Here is a 24,370-nt window from a genome sequence, read left to right as displayed (position 1 = left end):
TGTAACCGCTGCATCGGAACGGATACTGTGCTTGATGAAGTAATGGCGACGCTTACCCCGCGCTGCAGCTTGCCGGTTTTGATATCGAGTATAACAAGATCGCCGAGAGGTTTAGATTTCTTTCCTCTCCGACGATCCGTGTAAACGGTCAGGATATTTGCGGGTTCGTAAAAGAGAACCGTTGCGGATGCTGCAGCGAAATCAACGGAGCTGATGTTGACTGTCGGGTATTTGAATACAATGGGGAAAGTTATGAAGTGCCTCCCAATGAGATGCTTGCCGAGGCAATTCTGAAAACCATATTCGGAACAACAAGTGATTGTTACTGCGGCGACTATAAACTGCCGAACAATCTGAAAACTTTTTATGAGGGGAAAGCCAGTAAATCAGCATACTCCTGCGGGAGCAATTGCTGCTAACCAATAACAACAACTAATAAAGGAGCGTAATGAATATGTCACTATTCGGAAAGAAAAAGAAAGAAACGACTTCCTGCTGCGGAGGAAACTGCGATGCGAAAAGCATGGCCAAGGCTGAGAGCGCTAAAGTCGAAGGCGCAAGTGTAAAAGTGCTTGGAAGCGGCTGCGCAAAATGCAATCAGCTTGAAGCCGCTGCTAAAGCAGCGCTGGAACAACTCGGCATGGATACGACAATTGACCATGTGACCGATTTCTCACAAATCGCAGCCTATGGCGTCATGTCAACACCTGCCCTTGTGATAGATGGAAAGATTGTTTCTTACGGTAAGGTTCTTAATACTGAGGATATCGTTAAGATACTGCAAAAGGTAAGATAAGCCGTTAAAATGAGGTTCCAGACGATTTCATTAAAATACAGAAACTGACTAAAACTCTTAAAAATAGTGAAGATTTTCCGGCTGGCAGTTTTATCTAGAACTGCCAGCCGGAATTATTTGACTGGATATCCATAAAGTTCAGAGCTCTGGGAAAACACAGAGGAAATTACGGTGGAATATAATAAAGCAAATCCGAATAAACCTTAAAGGAGAATCGCAATGAACCGCCGTGATGAAATGAATAAAATAATCCAAGATTTCAGTACAAGTGTAAACCTCTTGCAGGTTACGGCAGACGAAATAACCAAAAGCAATATTTTGGACCATATAAGATGTAAGATTTATGATCTCTATTTGATTAACAACTTGGGTGCAGAGCTGAAAATGCAAAGCAATGCCGTCAGGACGCTGCCTTTTCAGAACAACAGAATTTTTACTAAGGAAGAACTCTCAAGGTATAACGGAAAAAACGGCATGCCTGCCTATGTCGCTGTGAACGGTACTGTCTATGACGTGACGAACAATGCTGCATGGGGAGCTGCAACCCATTTTGGCCTTACAGCAGGGAATGATCTATCCACACAATTTGCGTCATGCCATGCTGGACATCCAATCTTACAAAATTTGCCTATTGTGGGGACGATGGTGGAATGAATGGTTATGAAAATTTAACAGAGTGTTTGATGAGGGAAGTGCGGGACCGGTTTTCCGTATCATGTAAACCGGATATCAATCTTGTCTGGCTGGAACTTACCGGATGCTCTGGCAATATTATTTCCCTGCTGGATGGCAGTCAGCCGAATTTTACCTTCCTAATCACCCACATGATTCGTTTTATCTACAACAACAGCCTGATGGCCGCTGAGGGAAACGCTGCCATGCAGAAACTGAAAAGCGTTGTGGCGACGCCATATATTCTGGCAGTAGAGGGTGCTGTCGCGACCGCAAATGATGGTTATTATAATATTATCGGCCAAATGGATGGAAAGCCGCTGACAGCCCTTGCTGCTTTGAAAATGCTTGGAGAGCGGGCTAAGTCGGTCATTGCGGTGGGAGCCTGTGCATCCCATGGGGGAATATCTTCAGCTTTTCCAAACCCGGCGCATTGCGTTGGAATACAAGACGTACTTACGCGAAAAGTGATTCAACTGCCCGGATGTCCCTGCCACCCTGACTGGTTTGTGGGAACCCTTGCATATTTGCTGCTGTATGGAGAACCGGAACTTGATCGAATGAACCGGCCGGTAATGTTTTACGCACATACCATTCACGACCGCTGCGAGCGCCGTTCTCTGTTTGACCGCGGCGTTTTTGCACAGAAACTCGGCGATGGAGGATGTATGTTCAAACTGGGCTGCCGGGGGCCTGTTACCCGAATCGACTGCCCGGTCCGTAAATGGAACGGGCGTACGAATTGGCCTGTTGGAGCCAGCACACCGTGTATTGGCTGTGCACAGTTTGGATTTCCCGATAAAATGGAACCATTCATTTCTTATGACACAACAAAATGAGGAAACATATGGAACATATTTTAATTAACCCCCTTACGCGAATTAGTGGATTTTTGCAGATAGAAGCGACCATTAATAACGGCGTTATCGAGGATGCGCGGAATAGTGGGTTCCTATTTCGTGGGTTTGAGAAGATTCTTCTAAACCGCAGCCCGTTTGACTCCGTATATTTTACTCAGCGCATTTGCGGAATCTGTTCCGCAGCTCATTCCATGGCATCTTCTCTCGCTCTGGAAGATGCACTTAGTATTATCCCTTCCGAACAGGGGAAGATCCTGCGGGATATTGTCCACGGTTGTGAATTTCTGCAGAACCATATCCGGCATTTTTATCAATATACTGTTCCAGATTATGTCCGGCTTCCGGAAAAATTTCCACTATTTGATACTGTCGGCAATGACTTCCGTCTATCGCCGGAGCAGACGGAAGCAATCTCAAACCACTATTTTGACTCATTAAAAGTCGGTATGCAGACCCATGAAATGCTGGCCGTACTTGGTGGAAAAGCTCCTCATAACCATGGCATTTTTATTGGCGGGGTTACCGTCAGACCGACTACGGACAACGTAATCCATATGAAATCTCTGCTGTCTGTGATCCGTGATTTTGTTGACAACAAAATGGTCAGTGATATGGGGGTAATCGCAAACGCTTATCAGGACTATTTCCATTTAGGCGGAGGATGTGGGAATCTTCTAAGCTATGGTTGCTTTCAAGGTTATGATTCACTTGGAACGCTCTATCTTCAACCTTGCATCATGACGGATGGGGTAAAACAGCCGTTTGACGCACGCAACATAACCGAATCCATCGACTACGCATGGTATTCGGGAAAAGACAGTTATGAACCTTTTGAAACAGTCTCGGAACCGGATATGCAGAAACAAAAAGCGTATTCCTGGATCAAGGCGCCGCGATACCTTGGAAAACCTTTTGAAGTAGGGCCACTTGCGCGTCAGATTTTATGCGGGTGTTACGAAAATCATGTTTCCGCTATGGACAGGATTGTTGCGCGTGTCTATGAAACGCATAAAATCATAGAAATCCTGACAGTTTTACTGGATCAGGTTGTACCTGGCGTAGAGACACAAAACCGTTATGAACTGCCACTGCGGGCGAAGGGAATGGGGCTGATCGATACCACTCGGGGTGCTCTTGGCCATTGGATGAAAATAAACGAAGGAAAAATTGCTTTTTATCAGATTATTACGCCGTCTGTTTGGAACTTTTCCACGCGTGACGGGCAAACACAAGGACCGTCCGAATTATCTCTAATCGGTACTCCAATCCACGATACCTATAATCCGGTCGAAATAGGGCGCATTTTGCGTTCCTTCGACCCATGCGTTTCCTGCGCAACCCATGTTTTATGTCCGGGTAATGAAACAAAAGTCTATCAGGTGGTTTCATGAATAATGTTTCAGTTGTCGGAATAGGAAACAGCCTTTACTGTGACGACGGTGTCGGATGCGAAGTGGTGCGAAGGCTAATGGAACGGAATAAAGATGATCACCTTGAATTCATAATTGCCGAGTCCGATATTTATTATTGCTTATCAAAAATTCATGCGTCGCGCATTGTCATCGTAGACGCTTTATACGCCGGATACAAACCGGGAAGTATTCATCTATTTAACCTGAAAGAATGTTCGGCATGCTTACAAAATGGTCTATCCATGCATAATCAGCATCTCATTCCATTGTTGAAGACAACAGGGGCTTTCACTATTTTAATCATAGGGATTGAACCGTTTGAGTTGTCGCTTCAGGCCGGATTGAGCCATGCAATGGAACTGTGTTTGCCTAACATTGTGAATTCAACGGCAGTCATACTAAGTAGCATTGCTTAGGCCTTAATGCTTTGGACAATAGATTATACTTTCGGCTGTAAATAAAATGCCCCCAAAAGTTAGACAATATTTTAATTTTACGGAAGCTTTGTAAGTGTTTGGCTCCCTTTTATCCTCTGATATACAAAAAATGTATTTTTGCTCGCTTTCATCTTGAAGACCTCCTCGATATTTTTGTTAGGTTGACAGACCTGAACTTTAATATATCGGGGAGTTTTATTTTTGTCCATAGCTAAAGATTTTTACCCACCAGCAGAGCTGGTGGATTTTATTCCGTACAAATCGCCATTCCTTCGCATAGTGAAGCAATGGCGACAGAAAAATGCACCGCCGCAGGCCTATCCGCGGTGGCGCATTTCTTTATTTCAAACGTTTTACAACCTCTTTTGTTTTTACCAAAGATTCCTTTGTTTTCTCAATATCATTTTTCGCAATGCCGAGATAGAGAAGATCCGTCACAATCAGCGAAGCGTTCCTGGAGGCAATCGCCCCAAGGCGCAATTCCCGCTCCGTTGTTGGAATATACAGCAAGACGTCCGCCAGCTTAGTCAGCGGGGTCTTTTTAAATTGTGTAATCGCGATTGTAGCCGCGCCGGATTCCTTTGCAAACTGCATCGCTGTATTTACTTCGTGCGTTTTCCCGCTGTAGCTTACCGCAAGGGCGGCGTCCTGGGGCGTCATATGGGCTGCGGACGCAAACTGGTCGTGAAAATCCTTATGGTAAACGACATGGCGGTTGATTCTGCTCAGCTTTTCCATAAAGTCCGTACAGACATTCCCGGAGCCGCTGACGCCGAACAGATAGATTGTCCGGCTGTTCAATAAAACGTTGACCGCCCTTTCCAGACTCTCAATATTCAAAAGCCGATAAGCCTGATTCTGCAGCATTGTATTCAAGTTTTCCGCTTTTTTCACCACCATCGCCATCGTATCGTGCTCATTGATCATGTCGTCAAAATTCATGATGTCATCCGTAGTATCCCGCGCAAGGTCAACCTTCATCGCCGTAAACCCGCTGTAGCCGAGCTTATGGGCAAAACGGATCACCGCAGCAGCCGAAACGCCGACCTTCTCCCCCAGTATCTGTGCCGAATTTAAGGTGACCTGGCTTGCATGCTGCAAGATGTAATCCGCAAGCTTTTTTTCCGTATCGGTATAGCTTGCCATTCCTTCACGAATCTTGTAAACACAGCTCATGGCGCAAAATCCTTTCCGCTACTTTGCATTTGCTTGAACGGTTTCAGAGGAGCCCTCTTTCAGCGAGCGGATCGCTCTGGAAATATTGTTCTGGTTTCTTTTTAAAATTATATCACAATTTTCGCGGGAAAGGCCAGTTAGCGCCATACAAATTGCAATTTTTACATTGGAGCCGCTTTTCTCCAGAAAGCCTGCGGCATCTTCGTAGCTGCATCCGCTGCTGGATGCGATGATGCGCTTCGCGCGCTCCACAAGCTTTTCATTGGTGGGCTGCACGTCCACCATTAAATTTCCGTACACTTTCCCGTACTTGATCATAAGGGAAGTGGAAATCATATTTAAAATCATCTTTTGCGCCGTCCCCGCTTTCATCCGGGTAGAACCGGTGATGACCTCCGGCCCGACGACCGCTTCAATTTTTGCCTTTGCGTGCCTGGAGATTTCCGCATGGTTCACACAGCTGATCGCGCCGGTGTAAGCGCCGACTTCATTCGCATAATCCAGTCCGCCTATGACATAGGGGGTGCGCCCGCTCGCGGCAAGGCCGATTACCGTATCATCCGCTGTGAGCAAAATTTTCTCAAGGTCAAGCCGGGCTAAGGCAGGGTCGTCCTCCGCGCCCTCCTTTGCTTTCAGCAGCGCGCCAAAGCCGCCCGCAATCATGCCCTGTATTAGGGAAGCGTCCACGCCGTAAGTTGGCGGGCATTCGCTGGCGTCCAGCACGCCAAGCCGGCCGGAGGTACCGGCCCCGATATAGATCACCCGCCCGCCCTTAAGCATGCGGGGGTAAACGGCGTCAATCAGCAAAGCGATATCCGGTAACGTTTTTTCCACGGCGTACGCTACGGTTTTATCTTCCTCGTTAATGATATTCAGAATACCCATCGTATCCATCGTATCGATATTTTTGCTTTTCGGATTCACGCTTTCCGTATCCAATTCATTTAAATTCAGTGACATTCCACATTTCCCCTTATTCCTTTTTGACAGTATTAAAATCATTCAATGAAAGGCCGTTTTTATTATAGCAATATTAAAATATAAATTCAACGATAGTTGAAAAAATAGTAAATATAATTTCTTATATTTTATCTATTCACTATATTCTACGAATGTTGCTTATTACAAAATATCCATAAAATTTTAATAAACATGAAATTAAATAGGCAACAAAGTATAAAATTATTTCTAAATCAAAAAAATCCATTTGGATTCTAAATAAAATGTAAAATAAAATTTCATTAAATATATACATTATTTAAAAATATTATTGACTTATAAATTCGAAAATGTATAATAAATGTAGTCGAAGCAACGGAAGGGCATATTGGAGAAGAAAACCTGGATTCTCCCCTTGCGGGAAGAAGCAGGAAACGGTTCTTTTGCGGCGCCCTGATTTTATGAAAGAGAGGTATGTGTACTATGGATTATCGAAAGACAGCACAAGATGTCCTGTCGGCCATTGGAGGGAAGGCAAATGTCCGCGCCAACGCCACCTGCATGACGCGGCTTCGCGTGGGAATTATCGACCCAGCCAAAGTGGATATTGCGGCCATAAAAAAGATTGACGGCGTTCTGGGCGTGGTTGAATCAGACACAATTCAAATCGTGTTCGGGCCGGGAACCGTAAACAAGGTAGGCGCGGCGTTTTCCCAGCTTACCGGCCTTGCCCTTGGCTCCGAAGAGGCCGAAGAAAGCGCGCAAAACCTTGCGCAGCAAAACAAGGCGATCAATAAAGAAAAACATAACGGACCCGTTCAGCAGTTCCTTAAGCGGATTGCAAACATATTCATCCCCCTTCTGCCCGGCATTATTGCGGCGGGCCTGATCAACGGCATATGCAATGTCATCAATGTTTCCTCCGGCGGCGCGCTGAGCGGCCTGTGGTGGTATGAATGTATCCGCACCATGGGCTGGGCGCTGTTCCTCTACCTGCCCCTTCTGGTAGGAATGAACGCTGCCAAGGAATTCAAAGGTTCGCCGGTTTTAGGCGCTCTTGCAGGCGCAATGTCCATTGCCAACACATCCATGCCCCTGCTGACGAAGTTTCACGATGCGGACGTTCTTCTTCCGTTAACGGGAAAAGTATTCAACCCGGGCGCGGGCGGCTTGCTGGCCGCGCTGTTTGCCGGAATTTTCTTTGCCTATCTGGAAAGATGGATCCGCAAATGGATGCCCAACATCCTCGATACGTTCTTCACCCCTCTGCTTACGGTTATCTTCGGCAGCCTGATTGCGCTGATTGTGCTTCAGCCGCTCGGCGCGCTCTTTACCAGCGGAATCTACTGGCTGTTGAACTTCTTCTATACTTCTTTAGGCGTTGTGGGCGGCTATATCCTTTCCGCAGGCTTCCTGCCGCTCGTGGCGGTCGGCCTGCATCAGGCGTTAACCCCGATTCACGTCATGCTCAACAACCCCGATGGACCAACCCAGGGCGTAAACTACCTTCTTCCCATCCTGATGATGGCGGGAGGCGGCCAGGTTGGCGCGGGCTTTGCCCTGTTTTTGAAAACCAAAAACAAGAAGCTGAAGAGGCTGACAAGGGATTCGTTGCCGGTTGGTATCCTCGGCATTGGCGAGCCGATGATGTATGCGGTTACCCTGCCGCTCGGCAAACCGTTTGTCACCGCCTGCCTTGGGGCCGGTCTGGGCGGAATCCTCACTTCGCTGTTCCACATCGGCACCATTTCACAGGGTGTGTCCGGACTGTTCGGCCTTTTGATTGTGGTTCCGGGGCAGCAGCTGTTTTACGCCATTTCGATGGTCGCAGCCTACGCCGGTGGCTTCCTTCTTACCTATTTCTTCGGTGTGGATGAAAACAGAATTAACGAGGTCTACGGCGAGAACGAAAAATAACAGGAGAAAAACGGATGAATCAATTTGGAATTTCCCTTTATCTTGGAACAGGCTATGAAAAGAATAAAGAGATCATCGAAAAAGCAAAGCGGGCAAATCTGGGCTATGCCTTCACTTCGCTGCACATTCCCGAAGAAAGCGTTGAAAATTACGCGGAAGAGGTAAAAAGGCTGCTGGATTTGTGCAAGCGCTGTTCCATTTCCCTGATTGTGGATATTGGCCCGAGGACATTGCAAAAACTGGGCTACCGGCGCTTTGAGGAGTTGAAGCAGACTTCGATTTCCCATTTGCGCGTGGACTACGGCTTTACGTATGAGCAGATCATTGACCTGTCGAAAAGCTTTCAGATTGTATTCAACGCAAGCACCCTCCTTGAGAAGGATATCCGTGAACTGCAGAAGCGGAATGCGGACTTCACCCGGTTCAGCGCGTGCCATAATTTTTACCCGAAACCGCTGACGGGACTATCCATTGCGAAAACGCGAAGCATCAACGATAACCTCCGCCAGCTTGGAATGACCACCATGGCCTTTGTTGCCGGGGATAAGGAACTGCGCGGGCCGCTCAAGATGGGGCTTCCCACCGTGGAAGCACACCGCCGCGCCGACGTATTGCTCAGCATGCTTCAACTGATAAAGGATTGCCACACGGATATCTGCATAGTGGGAGACATTGACATCAGCGACAAAGCGTGGGAAAACGTCGGGAAATTGTCACAGGGCTATGTCAGCCTGAAAGCCGATATTGACCCTGCGTACCGTTTCATTACGAATCGAATCCACCATGACCGCCCGGATTCCAGCGAATACGTAATCCGCTCCCAAGAATCCAGAGCCTATGCTTCACAAGGCAGATTGTTCCCCGCGCAGGCCGTAAAGCCCCGAATCCGGGGAAGTATTTCCGTTAGCAACGAAGGCTATCTGCGCTATTCCGGCGAGCTGGAAATTGCGCGGAGGGACTTGGAGCCTGAGCCGAAAGTCAACATTGTCGGGCAGATCGACGAAGCGTCCCTGCCGTACCTTGACTATATTACGGACGGGATGGGCTTCGAGCTGATACAAAGCTAGGCGCGAGTTCTCCGATGGATAATATATTTCCAAAAAGAAAGAACCGTGCCTGCCGTTTGAAACGGCAGGCGCGGTTCTTTCTTTCTCCTTTATTATTTTAGATCAGCGCCGCTGTGATGATCGACATTTTGTAAACTTCATCCGCGTTGCAGCCTCTTGAAAGGTCGTTGATCGGCGCGTTCAGGCCTTGGAGAATCGGGCCATAAGCCTCAAACCCGCCGAGGCGCTGGGCAATTTTATAGCCAATGTTTCCGGCGTCAATATTCGGGAAGATGAACGTGTTCGCCTTGCCCGCAACCAAAGAACCGGAAGCCTTTGTTTTCGCTACCTCCGGGGAGAAAGCGGCGTCAAACTGAAGCTCGCCGTCAACCGGGAAGTCCGGATTCAGCGCCTTGAGCTTGTCCATCGCCCGGCGCATCTTTTCTACGGATTCGCCCTTGCCGGAACCAAGCGTGCTGTAAGAAAGCAGCGCGACGCGGGGATCAATGGAGAAAACTCTCGCCGTTTTGGCCGTTTCCACCGCGATTTCGGCAAGCTGGTCTTCGTTCGGGTCCAGATTGATGGCGCAGTCCGCCATGGCGTAAAGCTCCTCGGCATCATCTTTCCTGCGGTGAAGAATAAAGCAGCTGGATACGATCTTATTGCCGGGCTTGGTCTTGATAATCTGGAGCGCCGGACGGACCGTGTCGGCGGTGGAATAGGTTGCCCCGCCCAAAAGCGCGTCCGCTTTTCCCATTTTTACAAGCATGGTTCCGAAATAGTTGGATTTCCGAAGCGCCGCACGGCAGGCTGCTTCATCGTCCTTCCCTTTTCTCAGCTCTGCCATCATCGAAACCATTGCTTCCATATCGCTGTAATTCAGCGGATCAATAATCTCGATTCCGTCATCGACAGGGAAACCGCATTTTTCCCCTGCGGCCCGCACTTCGTCCGGGTTGCCCAAAAGGATGGGCTGAAGGATTTTTTCCTTATGCAGACGATGAGCCGCTTCGAGGATACGCGCGTCCGTTCCTTCCGTAAAAACCAAGCTCCTCTGTTTCGATTTCAGCAGTTCGATCATTTTTTCAAACATATGCCTTACCTCCATTTATTTTATTCCAGTCACGAAACCCACACACCTTAGTCCGGCTTCTATGTGACCGAAAAAATTATCGATATTGCATAACCTGCATTTTCAAAACTTGCATATGGATATATTTTACCACGAAAACAGCAAGCGTGCATTAGAAAATGAAATTTACTTGAAAACAGCCGAAGCCAATTCCCGAAAAAGGATGAAGTGGGAAATTCCGTTTGCGGTTTTGGGGCTTCTACAAAAGAACGCGATACTTTCTATTTAGAAAGAAATATTTTTAATGTTAATTTCGAACAATTTTCATTTCCACCGCCCGCTATAATAGAAAAGGTAACTGTTACCATCTGAAATCATAAAAACGGAGGAACGTTCAAAATGCAAAAAACATTACAACTTGGATGTGCGCAAGGAATCGTTGACACGCTTGGAGGCGAATTAATCTCGTACAAAAACAACGGGAGGGAATACGTCTGGACGGGCGACCCAAAGTATTGGACCGGACACGCTCCCATTCTTTTCCCATTCGTCAGCGCGCTGAAAGACAACAAAGTGAAGTTCGGTTCAACCGTCTGCTCCGCAACAGCAAAGCATGGATTTGCGCGCAAAAGTCAGTTTGAACTGACCGAGTGCACCGACACAAGGGCCGTTTTCACACTAGTTTCCAACGAGGTAACAAGGGCGCAGTACCCGTATGACTTCGCGCTTACCATCGCGCATGAAATTTCCGAAGCCGGCTACAAGACCACTTATACGGTAAAAAACACAGGAAACGGCGATATGCAGTTCTGCATCGGCGGGCACCCCGGCTTTTGCGTGGACGGCTCGATCGAGGACTACGAGCTGAAATTTGAGAAAGCGGAGAATACCGACCTTTATTATACGGACGAAAACAGCCTGTTCAGCGAGGATTATAAATTCAGCAAGCGCATTGAATCGTACACCTTCCCCCTTCTCTACAGCGATTTTGACGTTGACGCGCTCATTGCAAAGGATCTCAAGAGTCGCAAGGTCCGACTTGTAAAGAAAAGCGACGGGACCGGCGTTGAGCTTGACTTTAACGGTTTCCAAGTCCTAGTGCTGTGGACGCCGCCAAAAAAGCAGGCGCCGTTCGTCTGCCTTGAGCCGTGGAACGGGCTTCCGGCGCTTACAGATGAAAGCGGAAATTTTGAGGATAAGCCCTACCGGATTGTACTCCCAGCCGGGAAAGAATATTCTGTGGGCTATCAGGTTTCGGTACTGAAATAACAACACGCAAAGCGGCGCAAACCCGCTCGAATTGTGTAAATTCCAAACCGAATAAATTAAGAAAAAGCGCTGTTCTTTGGAACAGCACTTTTTTCTGAAAAGCAAAGAAGCTTGGCGTTGAGTCCATGGCGGCCTTGGGTAGTGGGCGCGCTTGGCGGCGTTAAGCCGTCCATCATGGAAATCGTCCCCGTGGCGGCCGTGAAAAAAGTGCTGGGGAAACCGGCATGAAGCCGGAGGACTTCAACCTGTTCAAAACCAACGAAGCCTTCGCCGCCCAGAGCTTTGCTGTGATAAAGGAACTGGGCCTGGACACAAACAAAATCAACGTGAATGGCAGCGCAATTGCCCTTGGCCACCCGGTGGGCGCTTCCGGCTGCCGCATCCTGGTCACCCTGCTGCATACCATGGAAAAGCGCGGTGCGAAAAAGGGGCTTGCCGCCCTTTGTGTCGGCGGCATGGGCTGCGCCACGATTGTTAAAAGGGAATAACGGCGGCTTGGCTTATTAACAGCCGCACAAAGGAAAAAGACGGAGCTCTGTTTCGAACAGAAACTCCGTTTTTTATTTTAATAGATCCTTACATTACTTATTCCGGAATCTCGCCAAAAAGTCCTTGGTGGCTTCCTGCTTTGGGTTTTCGAAAAGTTCTGCCGGTTCGCCTTCCTCGGCGACAACGCCGTCTTTCATAAAGACCACCCGGGACGAAACGTCACGCGCGAAGGCCATCTCATGGGTAACGATCACCATGGTCATGCCCTCCTTCGCCAAGCTGCGCATAACCTCCAGCACCTCTCCCACCATCTGCGGATCCAGCGCGCTGGTCGGTTCGTCGAACAGAAGCATCTCGGGTTCCATCGCCAGCGCGCGGGCAATCGCCACCCGCTGCTTCTGCCCGCCGGAAAGCTGATGCGGCTTTGCGTTGATATATTCCGCCATGCCAACCTTGGAAAGGTATTCCATCGCGGTTTCCTCCGCCGTTTTCTTATCCTTTTTCAGAACCTTCGTAACGCCCGCCATGCAGTTTCCCAGAACGGTCATATTGTTGAACAGGTTAAAGGACTGGAACACCATGCCCACCTTGGCGCGGTAGGCGTTGATGTTTATCCCCTTCCCGGTAATATCCTGCCCGTGGAACAAAATCTGGCCGGAGGTTGGGGTTTCCAGCATATTAATGCAGCGCAGCAGCGTGGATTTTCCCGAGCCGGAAGCACCGATAATACAGATTACATTGCCGTGCCGGGTTTCAAAGTTGATGTCCCGAAGCACCACATTGTCCCCGAATCTCTTGCTCAGATGCCGAACCTGCAGAATGGGGGATTTCAGTTCGTCCATGTTTTCCCTCCTCCCATTTGGACAGGATTATGACCCGAAGGGTCGGCCATCATGTCGCTCTTTACGAGCGAGTAATAGCTGGAACCATCAATTTTATGCTCGATCCAGAGAAGCAGGCGCGAGCATGTAAAGGTCATGATAAAGTAGATCACACAAATGATGAAGAACACTTCAAAGTAGCGCATAAAGGCGCCGGCCGCGGAGTTCCCGGAAAAGTACAGCTCCGTTACGGAAATGACATTAAGAACGGATGTATCCTTGATATTGATGATGAGGTTGTTTCCAATCTGTGGGAGGATGTTGCGCAGGGTCTGCGGCAAGATGACGTACAGCATCGTCTGCCAGTGAGACATCCCGATAGCCATAGCACCTTCCGTCTGGCCGATATCGATCGAGCCAATCCCACCTCGGACGGTTTCCGCCATATACGCGCCGGTATTGATGGAAACAACGAAGAAGCCCGCGAAGAGGGGCGTCATATCTACTTTAAACACCTGCATGGAACCGTAGTACAGCACCATTGCCTGCACAATCATCGGGGTGCCGCGGAAAACTTCGATGTAGGCGGCCAAAATGAACTGGAGCAGCCTGTGCAGGGTTTTTACAAACGTGTTTGCGTCCCTGCGGACGGGGAGCGTGCGCAACACGCCGACCAGAAGGCCGATGACGCAGCCGATCAGCGTGCCGACCAGCGCCAGCAGGAACGTTATGCCCGCGCCGTTTAGGAAAATTACGCCGTAATGTTTTGCAATATAGAGAACCCAGCCGAAAAAGTCGGCGTCGCCGGGGAGATTCATAACTGACAACTCACTTCCTGTATTTTCGCGTTATTGCGCCAAAGGCTGTTTGGCAATCGCATCCTGCATGATTTTGTCGCGGTCCGTCTCGCTGATGGCGGAAAGGGCCTTGTTGATGGCGGCCTTCAGTTCGGGGTTCGACTTGGACACCGCAATGCCGAGGTTCACATCCTCATCGGAAGCCTGAAAGCCGTTTTCGCCCGAAAAGTCGAGCATCACCAGCTTTTTGTTGGCATACACGGCACCCATTGCGGTCGGCTTGTCCGTTACAAAAACATCGGTTTTACCGGAAGAGAGGGCGACGATTAGCGAAGGAACATTTTTCATGGCCGGCTGAATCTTCGCGTCCGGAATCTGCCTTAGCATATCGTACCAGACGGTATTCTGCTGGGAGGTACAGGAAGCTCCCTTTAAATCCGCCACGCTTTTTGCGGAAACATATTTGCTGTCGGAGCGGACCAGCGCGTAGATGGTTGCCTTATAGTACGGGTCGGTGAAATCAACGGTTTTCTTGCGCTCTTCGGTAATGCTCATGCCGGCGATAACCGCGTCCAGCTTACCGGAAACCACGCCCGGCGCAAGGCCGTCCCACTCTGTTTTCACAATCTGCAGTTCATAGCCGATTGCGTCGGCGATTTTCTTCGCCATCATCACGTCGTACCCGTTGGTGTATTCGCCGCCGCTGTTGGCAATGGGGACCGCACCGTTAGAGTTGTCCGCCTGCGTCCAGTTGTAGGGGGCGTAGTTACATTCCATGCCAACCCGCAGTACTTTTTTTGTTGCGTTTGAGGCCGGCGCCGCTGTTTCGGACTTCGTGCAGCCGGCCGTGGTTATCAGCCCCGCCGTCAGAAGCACACTCACAAGCGTCGCCGCAATTCTTTTTTTGAATTTCATAATAAACTCCTATCTTTTATCAAATAATTCCTGTTATTGGGTGAAAAACGCGACCGGCGCCATGTTTATGGCGCCGGCAAAACCTGTATCGAAATCAGGGAATGTTGTTTTCTGTTCAGTACAATACCGGATATCCCCAGTGCCAATGGGATTGGATTAAGCAGGAAGCATACCGGAAATCGCGGTAAAGGCAATACCAAGAACCGTCATGACAATGAACAGCTTCCAGCAGGTTTTCCACCACTGTTGGAAAGAAATTTTGCAAACCGCAAGCCCTGCAACCGTCATACCGGCGGTGGGACTGATGGTATTGATGCACTGGTTTGCATACTGGAGGCAGGTTACAGAGGCTTCCGGGTTAACGCCCATCAGTCTGGTAAGCGGCGCCATAACCGGAATGGTAAGGGCAGCCTGTCCGGAAGAAGAGGGGATTAACAGGGCGATCAGGCTCTGTGCGAAATACATCATTGTTGTGAAGATGACGGTCGGAACACCCTGCAGGGAAGTGGCCAGAGCATTCAGGATTGTGTCGATAATCAGGCCGTTTTCCGCAACGGAAAGGATTCCGCGGGCAACGCCAATAATAACGGCGGCATATGCAAAATCTTTCAAGCCAATTACAAACTGTTCCGCAATTTCTTTTTCCTTCAACCCGCCGAGAATACCGGAAGCCAGCCCTATTCCAAGGAAGACCATGGAGATTTCATCCATATACCACCCGAACTTGACTAGGCCGAAAATGATGAGCCCCATGCCAAGGGTGAAGGCAAGGAGGACGAGCTTTTGCCTTAGCGTGAATTCGCTGTCCTCTTCCTGAGCGTTCACAAGGAATTCTTCGCGCTTCGCGATATCGTCATGGTAGGTAATGGAGCTTTCCGGATTGTTTTTTACTTTCTTTGCATACATCATGACGAAAACAATACCCATCGCCATGAAAATAATCCACTGGATAAAGCGGAAGCCCAACTGCGGATTTCCGGAGATGCCCGCGATTCCCTGCGCAATCAATACGTTGAAGGGGTTCGTAGTGGAGGCGCAGTATCCTAATTGCGGCCCCAGGAAAACGATCATGAACGCCGTCATGGAGTCGTACCCCATCCCCATGATGATCGGCATAAAGATCGCGTAGAACGGAAGCGCTTCCTCGGACATGCCAAACGACGTACCGCCAAGCCCGAAAAGAATCATGGAAATCGGAATAATCAAAGATGCTTTGCCGCGCAGCTTTTTTACAACGCGTTTCATGCCGGCGTTAATTGCGCCCGTCGTGTTGATGATCTGGAATGTGCCGCCAATCAGAAGGACAAACGCCACAACATCGGAAGCCGCTTGAATTCCTTTGGTCGGCGCCTGAAGAATGTCCGCAATGTCTTGACGATGGTCGGTTCCGTCCTCGTCCACCTTTGGAACGAGGTGGTATGTTCCGGCGATGGCTACCGACCGGGTTCCTGCCGCCGTTTCAATTTCCTTTCGGTCAAATTCGCCGCTGGGTACGAACCAGGTGAGGATGGCAACAAAAACAATAAGCAGAAAGGCAATTGTGTAAACGTGGGGCAGCGTGAATTTTTTCTTTTTTAATAAAGCTGAAGTTCCAGTAGACATAGTTCTCCTCCTTAATATCATTCCGCTGTGCTTACAAAGGCTTGCTGTAATCGTATTAGCATGTCATATGTCGTAATACATCGTCATATAGAGATTAGCAATTTTCACACCCATTGTCAATAGTATTTAACAGATTTGTGGATTCCTTAAAAAATTTGTTCATTTTTTCGTCATATTTTTCAGTTGTGTTTCCGCACAAGAATAACCTGAGGAATTTTTTGATTTTTCCTTTCAATACGCCTTTTTGAGTCCGCAGCCGGGCGTTTTTATTTATAAGAAAAAAGCAGCATCCCTTGAAGAGATGCTGCAAGGGATGCTGCCATCGTATGTATTTGTATAGATCAAGGAAGATTGAATATATACCGGCTACCGACAATATACTGCCTTCCAATATGCACCGGGCGGTTATTGCTATCCGTAATGTTGGCAATCATGTAAAAAAGTGGCTCGCCAAGCGAAACATGGAGCAGCTTAGCTGTATAAGCGGTCGCGCGCACCAGCTCCAGCGTACAGGTTTCCGAACCCGCGGGATAAATCCCCTTGCTGTTCAAAAGCGTATACAAAGAGCTGTCGAGCTTTTCTTCCAGTAAAAATTCAAAGCCCTTAATGGGGAAATAATTGTTTTCGAGCATAATGGGGTCGCCGTCCGCCGACAGCACCCTCTGCGTAAATATAATTTTATCGTTGCTTCCATGGTTTAAAAAATTCTTTTCATCCACACCGGGGTTAATGATCTTCCGGTCCACCAGGGTGTGGGAAGGTTTCATGCCACAGGCAATGCAGGCGTTTTTAAAGCTCAAAACATTTTCGATTTTACGCTTGAGCTTTGGCTTGTTTACAAAAGTACCCTTCCCCTGCTTTTTCACAAGGTAGCCTTCCGTAACAAGCTCCTCCACCGCCTTGCGCACGGTAATCCGGCTGATGGAATACATATTCATAAACTCCGGCTCGCTGGGAATCTTATCGCCGTAGCGGAATTCGCCGATGTCAATTTTTCGCTTTATTTCCTCCATTAGCTGCTGATACAGGGGAGTTTGTGACTCCATATTTAAAGAAAGACCCATAGAATTTGTCCTTTCAAACCTTTTTCAATAAAATAACGTTCTAATTCAACTTATATTTATTATATTACATATTTCGTTTCTTTACAATAGATTTTTAATTCATTAAGAAAATTATCCCCTGAAAAAGTGGATAGAAAGTCTAAATTTCGTTACAATAGATTAAATCAAACTGATAAATTGTACAAAATTTATAATTGTATTCCCCATTAGCATATGTTATAGTATGATTGTAATCGTAGAATAGTAGGTATAATTGTCGTTCGTATGCTCGTTTTGCTTTCCGCAGGATGAGCAATTTTCTTGGCATTGAATATGTCGTATTATTACGTCATACCGTTTGATAACTTGGAGGTACAAAAATGTCCTGGATAAAGGATCTATTCCATACAGAAAAGCCGATTATCGGGCTGCTGCATTTAAGGGCACTTCCCGGTGATCCTTCGTTCTACATAAACAACAGCTCAATGGATAAGGTTATCCAACAGGCCCGGTCGGATTTAAAGGCCCTGCAGGACGGCGGCGTGGACGGCGTTCTTATCACCAATGAATTCAGCTTGCCGTACCAGAAAAAGGTTTCCGCCGTCACGCTGGCGGCAATGGGGAGGGTGATTGGCGCGCTTTCGGACGATTTCCGGATCCCCTACGGCGCGGAAGCGATTTACGACCCCGATGCAACCATCGAGCTTTGCGCCGCAACGGACGCCCAGTTTACTCGCTGTATGTTCACCGGCGGTTGGGTGGGCGACCTTGGCGTGATTGACCGCGACATCGGCGAAACGATACGGCTGAAAAGCGCGCTCCGGCTGGACAAACTACGCCTGACGTATTTTATTAACGGAGAGGGCGAAGTCTATTTAAACGACAGGGATCTTGCCAGCATTACAAAAACCATGATCTTCAACTGCGCGCCGGACTGCCTTGTGGTTGCGGGCGGAATGGCAGGAAGCGGTCCCGAAACGTCTTTGCTTGCAGAGATAAAGGCCGCCGCGGGCGAAACTCCGGTATTCTGCGGAACGGGGTGCAATCTTTCCAACGTAGAATCCGTGCTGCGTATTGCGGACGGCTCCTATGTCGGCACGACATTCAAGGAAAACGGGAAATTTGATGGAAAAATTGACGTAAACCGCGTTTCTGAATTCATGGAAAAAGTACGTGCGTTCCGGAACGGCTTAGAATAGAAAAGAGGATGAAAATGAGCTCTCAATTTTTCATGGGAATTGACGTGGGCACCAACGAGACAAAGGGCGTGCTGATTGACGAGAACTGCAAAGTGGTTGCATACCAGTCGAAAACACACGATATTGAAAACCCTCAGCCAAACTATTTTGAACACGACGCGGAAAAGGTCTGGTGGGGCGATGTTTGCAGCGTAAGCCGCGCACTTCTGGAGGAATCGGGGATTTCGCCCTCCAAAATCGCCTGCCTTGGGATCAGCGCGCTAGGGTGCGACTGCCTACCCGTGGACGAAAACTGCAAGCCTTTGTGCAAAGCGATTTTGTACGGCATCGATTCCAGAAGCCACAAGGAAATCGATTACCTGAACGAGTACTATGGGGAGAACGCGGAAACTGTTTTCGGCCACCCGATATGCTCCTCCGATATTTCCCCGAAAATCCTGTGGATTAAAAATAATCTTCCCCATGTTTACGCGAAAACGTATAAATTCCTGACCGCCTCGTCCTATATCACGGCAAAGCTGACTGGGCGGTACTGCATCGACAAATATCTTGCGGAGGACTTCGCCCCGCTTTACGACCTGAAAAACGATACAGTAAACGAAGCGATGTGCGGCATGTTCTGCAAGCCATCCCAGCTGGCGGAAGTTATGACGGCAACCGAGATTGCCGGCGGCATCACCGCGCAGGCGGCGGCCGAAACCGGCCTGCAGGAAGGCACCAGCGTGCTGGTCGGCACCGGGGACTCCGGCGCGGAGGCGATTAGCACCGGGGTGTTCCAGCCGGGGGATATTATGGTTCAGCTCGGTTCCTCCTGCTATTTTGTTTATCTTGCGGATAAGCTGATCCAGGACAACCGGGTCTGGCCGGGCACCTTTATCATCCCGGGCACGTACAGCGTCTGCGCCGGAACCAATACTGCGGGCACCCTGACGAAATGGTTCCGCGACAACCTGTATTCCGACCTGGCTGCGGCGCAGGCGGCAGGCGGCGAGAACGCATTCGCCGCAATGGCAAAAGATATTGAGAAAATACCCGCGGGCAGCGACGGGCTGATCACCCTCCCCTATTTTGCGGGGGAACGGACGCCCCTGAACGACCCGTTCGCAAAGGGGATGTTCTTCGGGCTTAACCTGGGTCACACCCGGTCGCACCTGTACAAATCCGCGCTGGAAGGCATCGGCTACTCCATCGCTCAGCATTTTGATATTTTAGAGGAAAACAACCTACCCGTCAAAAAGATCATGGCGGTCGGCGGCGGAACCAAAAATCCGGTCTGGCTGCAAATCGTGGCGGACATCCTCGGCAGAACGGTCTGCACATCCAGCATCACCTTCGGCGCTTCATACGGCGACGCCATTATGGCGGCCCTCGCTGTAGGTGCCTACCAAAGCTGGGGCGAGCTTGAAGCTGTGGTCAAGCCTGCTATGGAAATCCACCCGAACATGGAAAACCATGCGGTTTACCAAAAGCACCGCAAAATTTTTGATGCCCTGTATATTTCAACGAAAGAGCTGATGCATTCCTTATAAAGATAAAGGAAGTGATACCGATTCCGAAAAAATATTTCTTCTTTGATATTGACGGCACTATCGCGGAAAACGACCGCGCCCCCTCGATCATGACCAAATATGCCCTGCGGCAGCTTCGCCTTCAGGGGCACCGCATCTTTGTCTGCACCGGGCGCACCCTGTGCGACGTGTATCCCGCGATTACATCGATCGGTTTTCACGGGATTATTTCCGGCGCCGGCGCCAATATTACCCTGAAAGAGAAAACCCTGTTCCAACGCTCCATTCCCCCTATTCTGCTTCGGGAAACGGTATCCAGAATGCTTTCGCACAACATCTCCGGCGTTTTGGAAGGTACGGATCAGATGTATATTGTAAAAGGCGGGGTTCCGCTGTGCTGGGAAAACCCCTTGCCAGCCATCTGCCGTATGGAGCAACTGGAAACCACGCAGGATATTGAAAAATTCACCCTGCATGTGGCAAGCGCCGCAGAGTTGGACCCCATAAAAGGCTTTCTGGAACGGTATTACGACCTTTATCCCAATGAAAACGGAACTTTCTGCGAATGCGTCCGCAAGGGGCGCGACAAGGGCTCCGCCATTGCGCGGGTTCTCGAGCATTACCACGCGCAGCCCAAGAACGCGGTCGCCTTCGGGGACAGCCTGAACGACTGCGCCATGTTCCAAAACGTAGGAATCGCCGTCGCCATGGGAAACGCCCCGCGGGCGCTTGCGGATATTGCCGCCATGGTGACCGGAACCATCCGGGAGGAAGGCGTTTACCATGCGCTTGTACATCTCCGTTTCATTGAGGAACTTCCACCGAAAAAGAACGATGAGGTATAAAAATGGGATATTGCGTAATTTGCGGAAAAGAAACCGAAAACAAAGGAAAAATCCATGTGGGAACCCCCTGCGCCGAACAGCCGGACACCGGACGCTTGGTATTCGACGACTGCCTTTACAGCAATTATGTTTGTGCGGGCTGTGTCAATAAAAAACTGAGCGGTGATTTTTCCGGGCTGGGCCTGTATCTTTTTTTGGAGCTGCTCTGGTTTAAGGTAGCCCAAAATGGATTTTCCAACATCTGGGGAATCCTTTCCTTCGTGGTTGCGGCCACAGCCCTCGTTCGGATTCTGCTGGTTCTGGCGCGCAAATTCATGCAGCGTTTTTTTAGTAAGAAAGAAATCCCCCGCATCCTCGACTGGGGCGAAGACCGCGAAGAAACGGCAAGCGCTCTGCTGAAACAAAAAATGCTGGAAAAATTCCAGGCGGACGGAAAGCGCGTCCAGACTCTTTCCGAGTATAAATTTAACACGCCCCACAAGGTATAAAACAGAAAACACGGAAGATTTCCTCCATTCGCAAAAGTCCCCCGGCAACTTGTGCCGGGGGATCCTTTTGTGAGCTTTCTATTTTGCTATTTGCAAAGTGCGACAGCTTCTATACTCTTTGTAAAATTTATTCCCTTGCCGGGCTCTTTTCGAACCCGCAAGGCACACCGTCAGAATTTTTTGCCCGCACAAAGGCCGGCATCCTTTTGGACAGGATGCCGGCCCTCTCTGCATCTTCCTTAAAACTGGCAAGCCAATTTCGTCTTTCTTGCGGTTTATTCGTATTTTTTCCCATGGCCCCATGCTCCGGCCATGCCGCAAACCTTGGAAGCAAATCCGGCGGCTTTTTCAAGGCACTCCGCGATCGCATCTTGGCCTGCTTTTCCCTCTTTCACCTTTTCCATATAGCTGACAAGGAAGGAGGTGAGCAGGCTGTCGCCCGCGCCCATTGTGTCAACCATTTTCTCTACGGGAATGGCACGCTGCACATAGAAGCGGCTTCCGTCGTATGCAATACAGCCTTCGGAGCCGCGGCTGGCAACCGCGATTTTCACGCCGTAGCCGGTCACCTTTTTCAAATGCTCCTGAATGGCTTCCTCAGACATTTCGCTGCAGGACATGAACGCATAATCCACCAACGGGGCAACCTGCGCATAGTATTCCGGCGTAGAGTCATCCGAAAAATCGAAGGAGAGCGGAACCCCCGCCTCTTTAATTTTATGGAGCTGACGCTCGGTGAAGCAGTAATTTCCGCTGTGCACCAAGTCGAACCCCCGGATGTATTCCAGGTCGAAGCGGTCGAGCACATACAGCGTTTCTCCACGGATACCGCCCTCGTTGGAACCTAAGAACACGCGGTCATTGTTGATAACGGTAACGCGGGCACAGCCGTTTTCACCGACAAGCTGTTTGCATTTCACCGTTTCGATTCCCTCCTGCCGAAGGGATTCGATCACATGCTCCGCTTCCTTGTCGTCGCCGAAATAGCCCATATACGCACTGCGCCGGGCGCCGAACATTTTTGCGTAAACCGCAAAGTTTACGGCGTTTCCGCCGGGGTACATCGTTTTGATATGCTCATATTTATCGACGACATTGTCGCCGAAGCCAAGAACCTTAACATTATATTCCGCCATTTTTACCACCTTTTCTCCGCGCGTCTAATAGTTTATGGAATGCCCTGTGGATTTCGCGCGGCAAATCCCGGGCAGATTCTTTAAAATCAGTAAGCCACAATCCCCATGTAGCGGCGGGTGTCCACCGGATGGTTGTGTTTCTTCGCCAAAGCCTCGCGGAATTCGCAGTTCATCGCGTAGAACAGAATCGGGTTGAAGTAATCTACCACCTCCGGGTTGATTTTGTCCATACCTAGTTCCAGCGCATCCAGAACCATCAGCTTGTCCGTATGGGTTTTCAGGAAGTCCTCGGCGCGCTGATCCATTACGCGGCATTTTCCGGCTGACTTTTGCAGGAAATAGAACACGCCGTTTTCCGTACACTCAAACGGGCCATGGAAGTATTCCCCGGAGTGCAGGTACGCACAGTTCTTCCACTGCATTTCCATAAGGGAGCAGATGGAAAAGCCATAGGTCTGTGAAAAAGCGGCACCGCTGCCCAGGATATAGAAGAAAGGCTCCTCGCCGTATTTTTCCGCAAATTCCTGCGTCATTCCGCTGTTCACCTTGGCGACAGCGCCCTTGATGATTTCGTCCATCTTCGAAATCGCGTCCGCTACCTTATCCTCCTTCGCGAAGCCCTCCTGCGCGGCGAGCAGCTCGCTTGCCAATGCAAGTGAAATGCAGCCGGGGGTTTCGCTTACGGAAACGCCTTCGCCCCACGGATACACCCAGGAGATAAAATCGGGCCTGTCGCAGGCGGAACCGGCCTTATCGGTCAGGGTGATCACCGCCGCGCCGCGCTCTTTTGCCAAAACGGCGGCCTCCACGGTTTCCTTCGTATTGCCCGAATGCGAGCAGGCGACAACAAGGCTGTCTTTGCTGAGCTTTTTCGGGGGGAGAACCAGGAACTCCTTGCTGGTGTACCAGCCGGACTCCACGGTTTCGGACTCCGCGTTCAACATAAAATGCGCCGGATACAAATCGATTAAGGAGCCGCCGCAGGCTACCCAGTACACCTGCTTAATCCGGCCTTTCTCCTTTAACACATCTGCAATAACATTTTTTGCGTTCATTTCATTTCCTCCAATAGTATTAATATAGAATTCGAATCAATCCATGTATCTTTCAAAGTTGTGCATATTGCGCAGATCATGCGCGGCGGGGTCCGCAAAATAACGGCTGTCCGTAATTTCCTGCCCAAGATAGCACTCATAATGGTAATCGTTCAGGGTCTGGATAAACTTGCCGAGGTGGTGCTTCCCGTCGCCCCAGACAAGGTGTCCGTACGGCTCGCCGTCGACAAAATGCATATGCTGAATGTTGTCCCCAAACACCTGAAACCAGTCCTCCAACGTTTCGCCCGCAACCCCCATGGCGCAGGTATCCACCATCACTTTAAAGTTCGGGTGGTTTACCTCGTCGAACATCCGCTTCGCGCTTTCCAAATTAATTACAAGCTGGGATTCCTCGGGGCGAAGGGATTCCATGACCAGCGTAACACCCTCCCGGCCGGCGACGTCCGCCAGGCGGCACAGCATTTCCCGCGAGCGCTTCCACGCCTCTTCCTTTTCCTCGTTCCAATAGCCCCAACCGGAGTTTACCTCCATAAACCGGCACCCCAATTCCGCGGCCGCGCGGATTCCGTTTGCAAAATAGCCAAAGCTGCGCTCCCTGTGGGCAGGCTCCTTGGCAGCAAACTGATAGGGATAGGTACAGTTTTCCGGGGTGAGCACCTGTACGCTCAGACCGCGATCTTTTATCTTTCTGCCGACCGCTTTTGTGTCGGAGTACGTCATATGATCCAGCCAGAAATGCGGCGCGGCGCACCAAAGCTCAATGGTTTTGAAGCCGGCGCGCTGCTGCGCATCAAGAAAATAATCCAAAGAATAATGAATATAGTGGATATTCATACCTGCTACCTGTTCACGCCGAATCGTTGCCAAACCGGT

General features: G+C 49.6%; 24 protein-coding genes and 1 pseudogene. 14 read left to right on the top strand and 11 right to left on the bottom strand.

The window, feature by feature from the left end:
• Positions 1-62: 62 nt before the first annotated feature.
• The 6 genes from CAGA_RS12810 to CAGA_RS06120 all read left to right on the top strand — a co-directional run bounded on the left by CAGA_RS12810 (position 63) and on the right by CAGA_RS06120 (position 4,156).
• Positions 63-419: a DUF2703 domain-containing protein gene (locus tag CAGA_RS12810; protein ID WP_330566964.1), complete on the top strand. Its 357-nt coding sequence runs from the start codon at positions 63-65 to the stop codon at positions 417-419.
• Between the two features lie 35 nt (positions 420-454).
• Positions 455-796: a thioredoxin family protein gene (locus CAGA_RS06140; RefSeq protein WP_135658985.1), complete on the top strand. Its 342-nt coding sequence runs from the start codon at positions 455-457 to the stop codon at positions 794-796.
• Positions 797-1,015: 219 nt separating this feature from the next.
• Positions 1,016-1,450 carry a cytochrome b5 domain-containing protein gene (locus CAGA_RS06135; protein WP_135658982.1) on the top strand — a complete coding sequence of 145 codons (435 nt, stop codon included), beginning with the start codon at positions 1,016-1,018 and terminating at the stop codon, positions 1,448-1,450.
• Positions 1,447-2,307, top strand: coding sequence for a hydrogenase small subunit (locus tag CAGA_RS06130; RefSeq protein WP_135658980.1), 861 nt, complete (start codon positions 1,447-1,449; stop codon positions 2,305-2,307). Before CAGA_RS06135 ends, CAGA_RS06130 begins: the two co-directional genes overlap by 4 nt.
• An 8-nt stretch (positions 2,308-2,315) precedes the next feature.
• Positions 2,316-3,719, top strand: a complete 1,404-nt coding sequence (locus CAGA_RS06125; RefSeq protein WP_135658978.1) for a nickel-dependent hydrogenase large subunit — start codon at positions 2,316-2,318, stop codon at positions 3,717-3,719.
• Complete coding sequence (locus CAGA_RS06120) at positions 3,716-4,156, top strand: hydrogenase maturation protease (RefSeq protein ID WP_135658976.1); 441 nt, start codon at positions 3,716-3,718, stop codon at positions 4,154-4,156. The genes CAGA_RS06125 and CAGA_RS06120 overlap by 4 nt, the downstream gene beginning before the upstream one ends.
• Positions 4,157-4,516: 360 nt before the next feature.
• Here CAGA_RS06120 and CAGA_RS06115 read toward each other — a convergent pair whose 3' ends face one another.
• Together CAGA_RS06115 and murQ are read right to left on the bottom strand one after the other, a co-directional pair.
• A complete protein-coding gene (locus tag CAGA_RS06115) occupies positions 4,517-5,353 on the bottom strand; it encodes a MurR/RpiR family transcriptional regulator (protein ID WP_135658974.1) in 837 nt (278 codons plus the stop codon).
• A gap of 18 nt (positions 5,354-5,371) precedes the next feature.
• Positions 5,372-6,313 carry an N-acetylmuramic acid 6-phosphate etherase gene (gene murQ, locus CAGA_RS06110; protein WP_135658972.1) on the bottom strand — a complete coding sequence of 314 codons (942 nt, stop codon included), beginning with the start codon at positions 6,311-6,313 and terminating at the stop codon, positions 5,372-5,374.
• Between the two features lie 462 nt (positions 6,314-6,775).
• On the opposite strand from murQ, the gene CAGA_RS06105 reads away from it, so the two are divergent.
• A complete protein-coding gene (locus CAGA_RS06105; RefSeq protein WP_135658970.1) occupies positions 6,776-8,209 on the top strand; it encodes a PTS transporter subunit EIIC in 1,434 nt (477 codons plus the stop codon).
• Positions 8,210-8,223: 14 nt separating this feature from the next.
• Entirely contained in the window at positions 8,224-9,276 is a 1,053-nt protein-coding gene (locus CAGA_RS06100) for a MupG family TIM beta-alpha barrel fold protein (RefSeq protein WP_135658968.1), read from the top strand.
• Positions 9,277-9,373: 97 nt separating this feature from the next.
• On the opposite strand, the gene pta is transcribed toward CAGA_RS06100, so the two are convergent.
• Positions 9,374-10,348, bottom strand: coding sequence for a phosphate acetyltransferase (pta, locus tag CAGA_RS06095; protein WP_135658965.1), 975 nt, complete (start codon positions 10,346-10,348; stop codon positions 9,374-9,376).
• 378 nt (positions 10,349-10,726) lie between these two features.
• Here pta and CAGA_RS06090 point away from each other — a divergent pair, with 378 nt between their 5' ends.
• Together CAGA_RS06090 and CAGA_RS06085 are read left to right on the top strand one after the other, a co-directional pair.
• Entirely contained in the window at positions 10,727-11,596 is an 870-nt protein-coding gene (locus CAGA_RS06090; RefSeq protein WP_135658963.1) for an aldose 1-epimerase family protein, read from the top strand.
• A gap of 165 nt (positions 11,597-11,761) precedes the next feature.
• Positions 11,762-12,084, top strand: a pseudogene (locus CAGA_RS06085) (acetyl-CoA C-acyltransferase); the annotation flags it as partial.
• A gap of 93 nt (positions 12,085-12,177) precedes the next feature.
• Here the strand turns inward: CAGA_RS06085 and CAGA_RS06080 are convergent.
• The 5 genes from CAGA_RS06080 to CAGA_RS06060 all read right to left on the bottom strand — a co-directional run bounded on the left by CAGA_RS06080 (position 12,178) and on the right by CAGA_RS06060 (position 17,284).
• Positions 12,178-12,927 (bottom strand): amino acid ABC transporter ATP-binding protein, encoded by a 750-nt coding sequence (locus tag CAGA_RS06080; protein ID WP_135658960.1) that lies wholly within the window; start codon positions 12,925-12,927, stop codon positions 12,178-12,180.
• The gene (locus CAGA_RS06075) at positions 12,915-13,724 is read right to left on the bottom strand and encodes an amino acid ABC transporter permease (RefSeq protein WP_135659075.1); all 810 of its coding nucleotides are present in this window, start codon (positions 13,722-13,724) and stop codon (positions 12,915-12,917) included. Before CAGA_RS06075 ends, CAGA_RS06080 begins: the two co-directional genes overlap by 13 nt.
• Before the next feature lie 30 nt (positions 13,725-13,754).
• The gene (locus CAGA_RS06070; protein ID WP_135658957.1) at positions 13,755-14,618 is read right to left on the bottom strand and encodes a transporter substrate-binding domain-containing protein; all 864 of its coding nucleotides are present in this window, start codon (positions 14,616-14,618) and stop codon (positions 13,755-13,757) included.
• Positions 14,619-14,774: 156 nt separating this feature from the next.
• Positions 14,775-16,220, bottom strand: a complete 1,446-nt coding sequence (locus tag CAGA_RS06065) for a YfcC family protein (RefSeq protein WP_135658954.1) — start codon at positions 16,218-16,220, stop codon at positions 14,775-14,777.
• 341 nt (positions 16,221-16,561) lie between these two features.
• Complete coding sequence (locus CAGA_RS06060) at positions 16,562-17,284, bottom strand: GntR family transcriptional regulator (protein ID WP_243112958.1); 723 nt, start codon at positions 17,282-17,284, stop codon at positions 16,562-16,564.
• 359 nt (positions 17,285-17,643) lie between these two features.
• Between CAGA_RS06060 and CAGA_RS06055 the strand changes: the two genes are divergently transcribed.
• The 4 genes from CAGA_RS06055 to CAGA_RS06040 are packed head-to-tail and all read left to right on the top strand — an operon-like array spanning position 17,644 to position 21,303.
• Positions 17,644-18,462, top strand: a complete 819-nt coding sequence (locus CAGA_RS06055) for a BtpA/SgcQ family protein (RefSeq protein WP_135658952.1) — start codon at positions 17,644-17,646, stop codon at positions 18,460-18,462.
• Positions 18,463-18,476: 14 nt separating this feature from the next.
• A complete protein-coding gene (locus tag CAGA_RS06050; protein WP_135658949.1) occupies positions 18,477-19,991 on the top strand; it encodes an FGGY-family carbohydrate kinase in 1,515 nt (504 codons plus the stop codon).
• An 11-nt stretch (positions 19,992-20,002) separates the two neighbouring features.
• The gene (locus CAGA_RS06045) at positions 20,003-20,815 is read left to right on the top strand and encodes an HAD-IIB family hydrolase (protein ID WP_167875172.1); all 813 of its coding nucleotides are present in this window, start codon (positions 20,003-20,005) and stop codon (positions 20,813-20,815) included.
• Positions 20,816-20,817: 2 nt separating this feature from the next.
• A complete protein-coding gene (locus tag CAGA_RS06040) occupies positions 20,818-21,303 on the top strand; it encodes a hypothetical protein (protein WP_135658943.1) in 486 nt (161 codons plus the stop codon).
• Between the two features lie 275 nt (positions 21,304-21,578).
• Here CAGA_RS06040 and CAGA_RS06035 read toward each other — a convergent pair whose 3' ends face one another.
• The 3 genes from CAGA_RS06035 to CAGA_RS06025 form a co-directional block, all read right to left on the bottom strand.
• Positions 21,579-22,439 carry a PfkB family carbohydrate kinase gene (locus CAGA_RS06035; protein ID WP_135658940.1) on the bottom strand — a complete coding sequence of 287 codons (861 nt, stop codon included), beginning with the start codon at positions 22,437-22,439 and terminating at the stop codon, positions 21,579-21,581.
• An 86-nt stretch (positions 22,440-22,525) separates the two neighbouring features.
• Complete coding sequence (locus CAGA_RS06030; RefSeq protein WP_135658938.1) at positions 22,526-23,494, bottom strand: SIS domain-containing protein; 969 nt, start codon at positions 23,492-23,494, stop codon at positions 22,526-22,528.
• A gap of 36 nt (positions 23,495-23,530) precedes the next feature.
• Positions 23,531-24,364: a sugar phosphate isomerase/epimerase family protein gene (locus tag CAGA_RS06025; protein WP_135658935.1), complete on the bottom strand. Its 834-nt coding sequence runs from the start codon at positions 24,362-24,364 to the stop codon at positions 23,531-23,533.
• Between the last annotated feature and the right edge of the window lie 6 nt (positions 24,365-24,370).

The sequence above is a fragment of the Caproiciproducens galactitolivorans genome (genome assembly GCF_004768785.1).
GTDB classification, from domain to species: Bacteria; Bacillota; Clostridia; order Oscillospirales; family Acutalibacteraceae; genus Caproiciproducens; species Caproiciproducens galactitolivorans.
The sequence above is the reverse complement of the archived record's forward strand: the minus strand, read 5'-3'. Positions and strand labels throughout refer to the sequence as shown.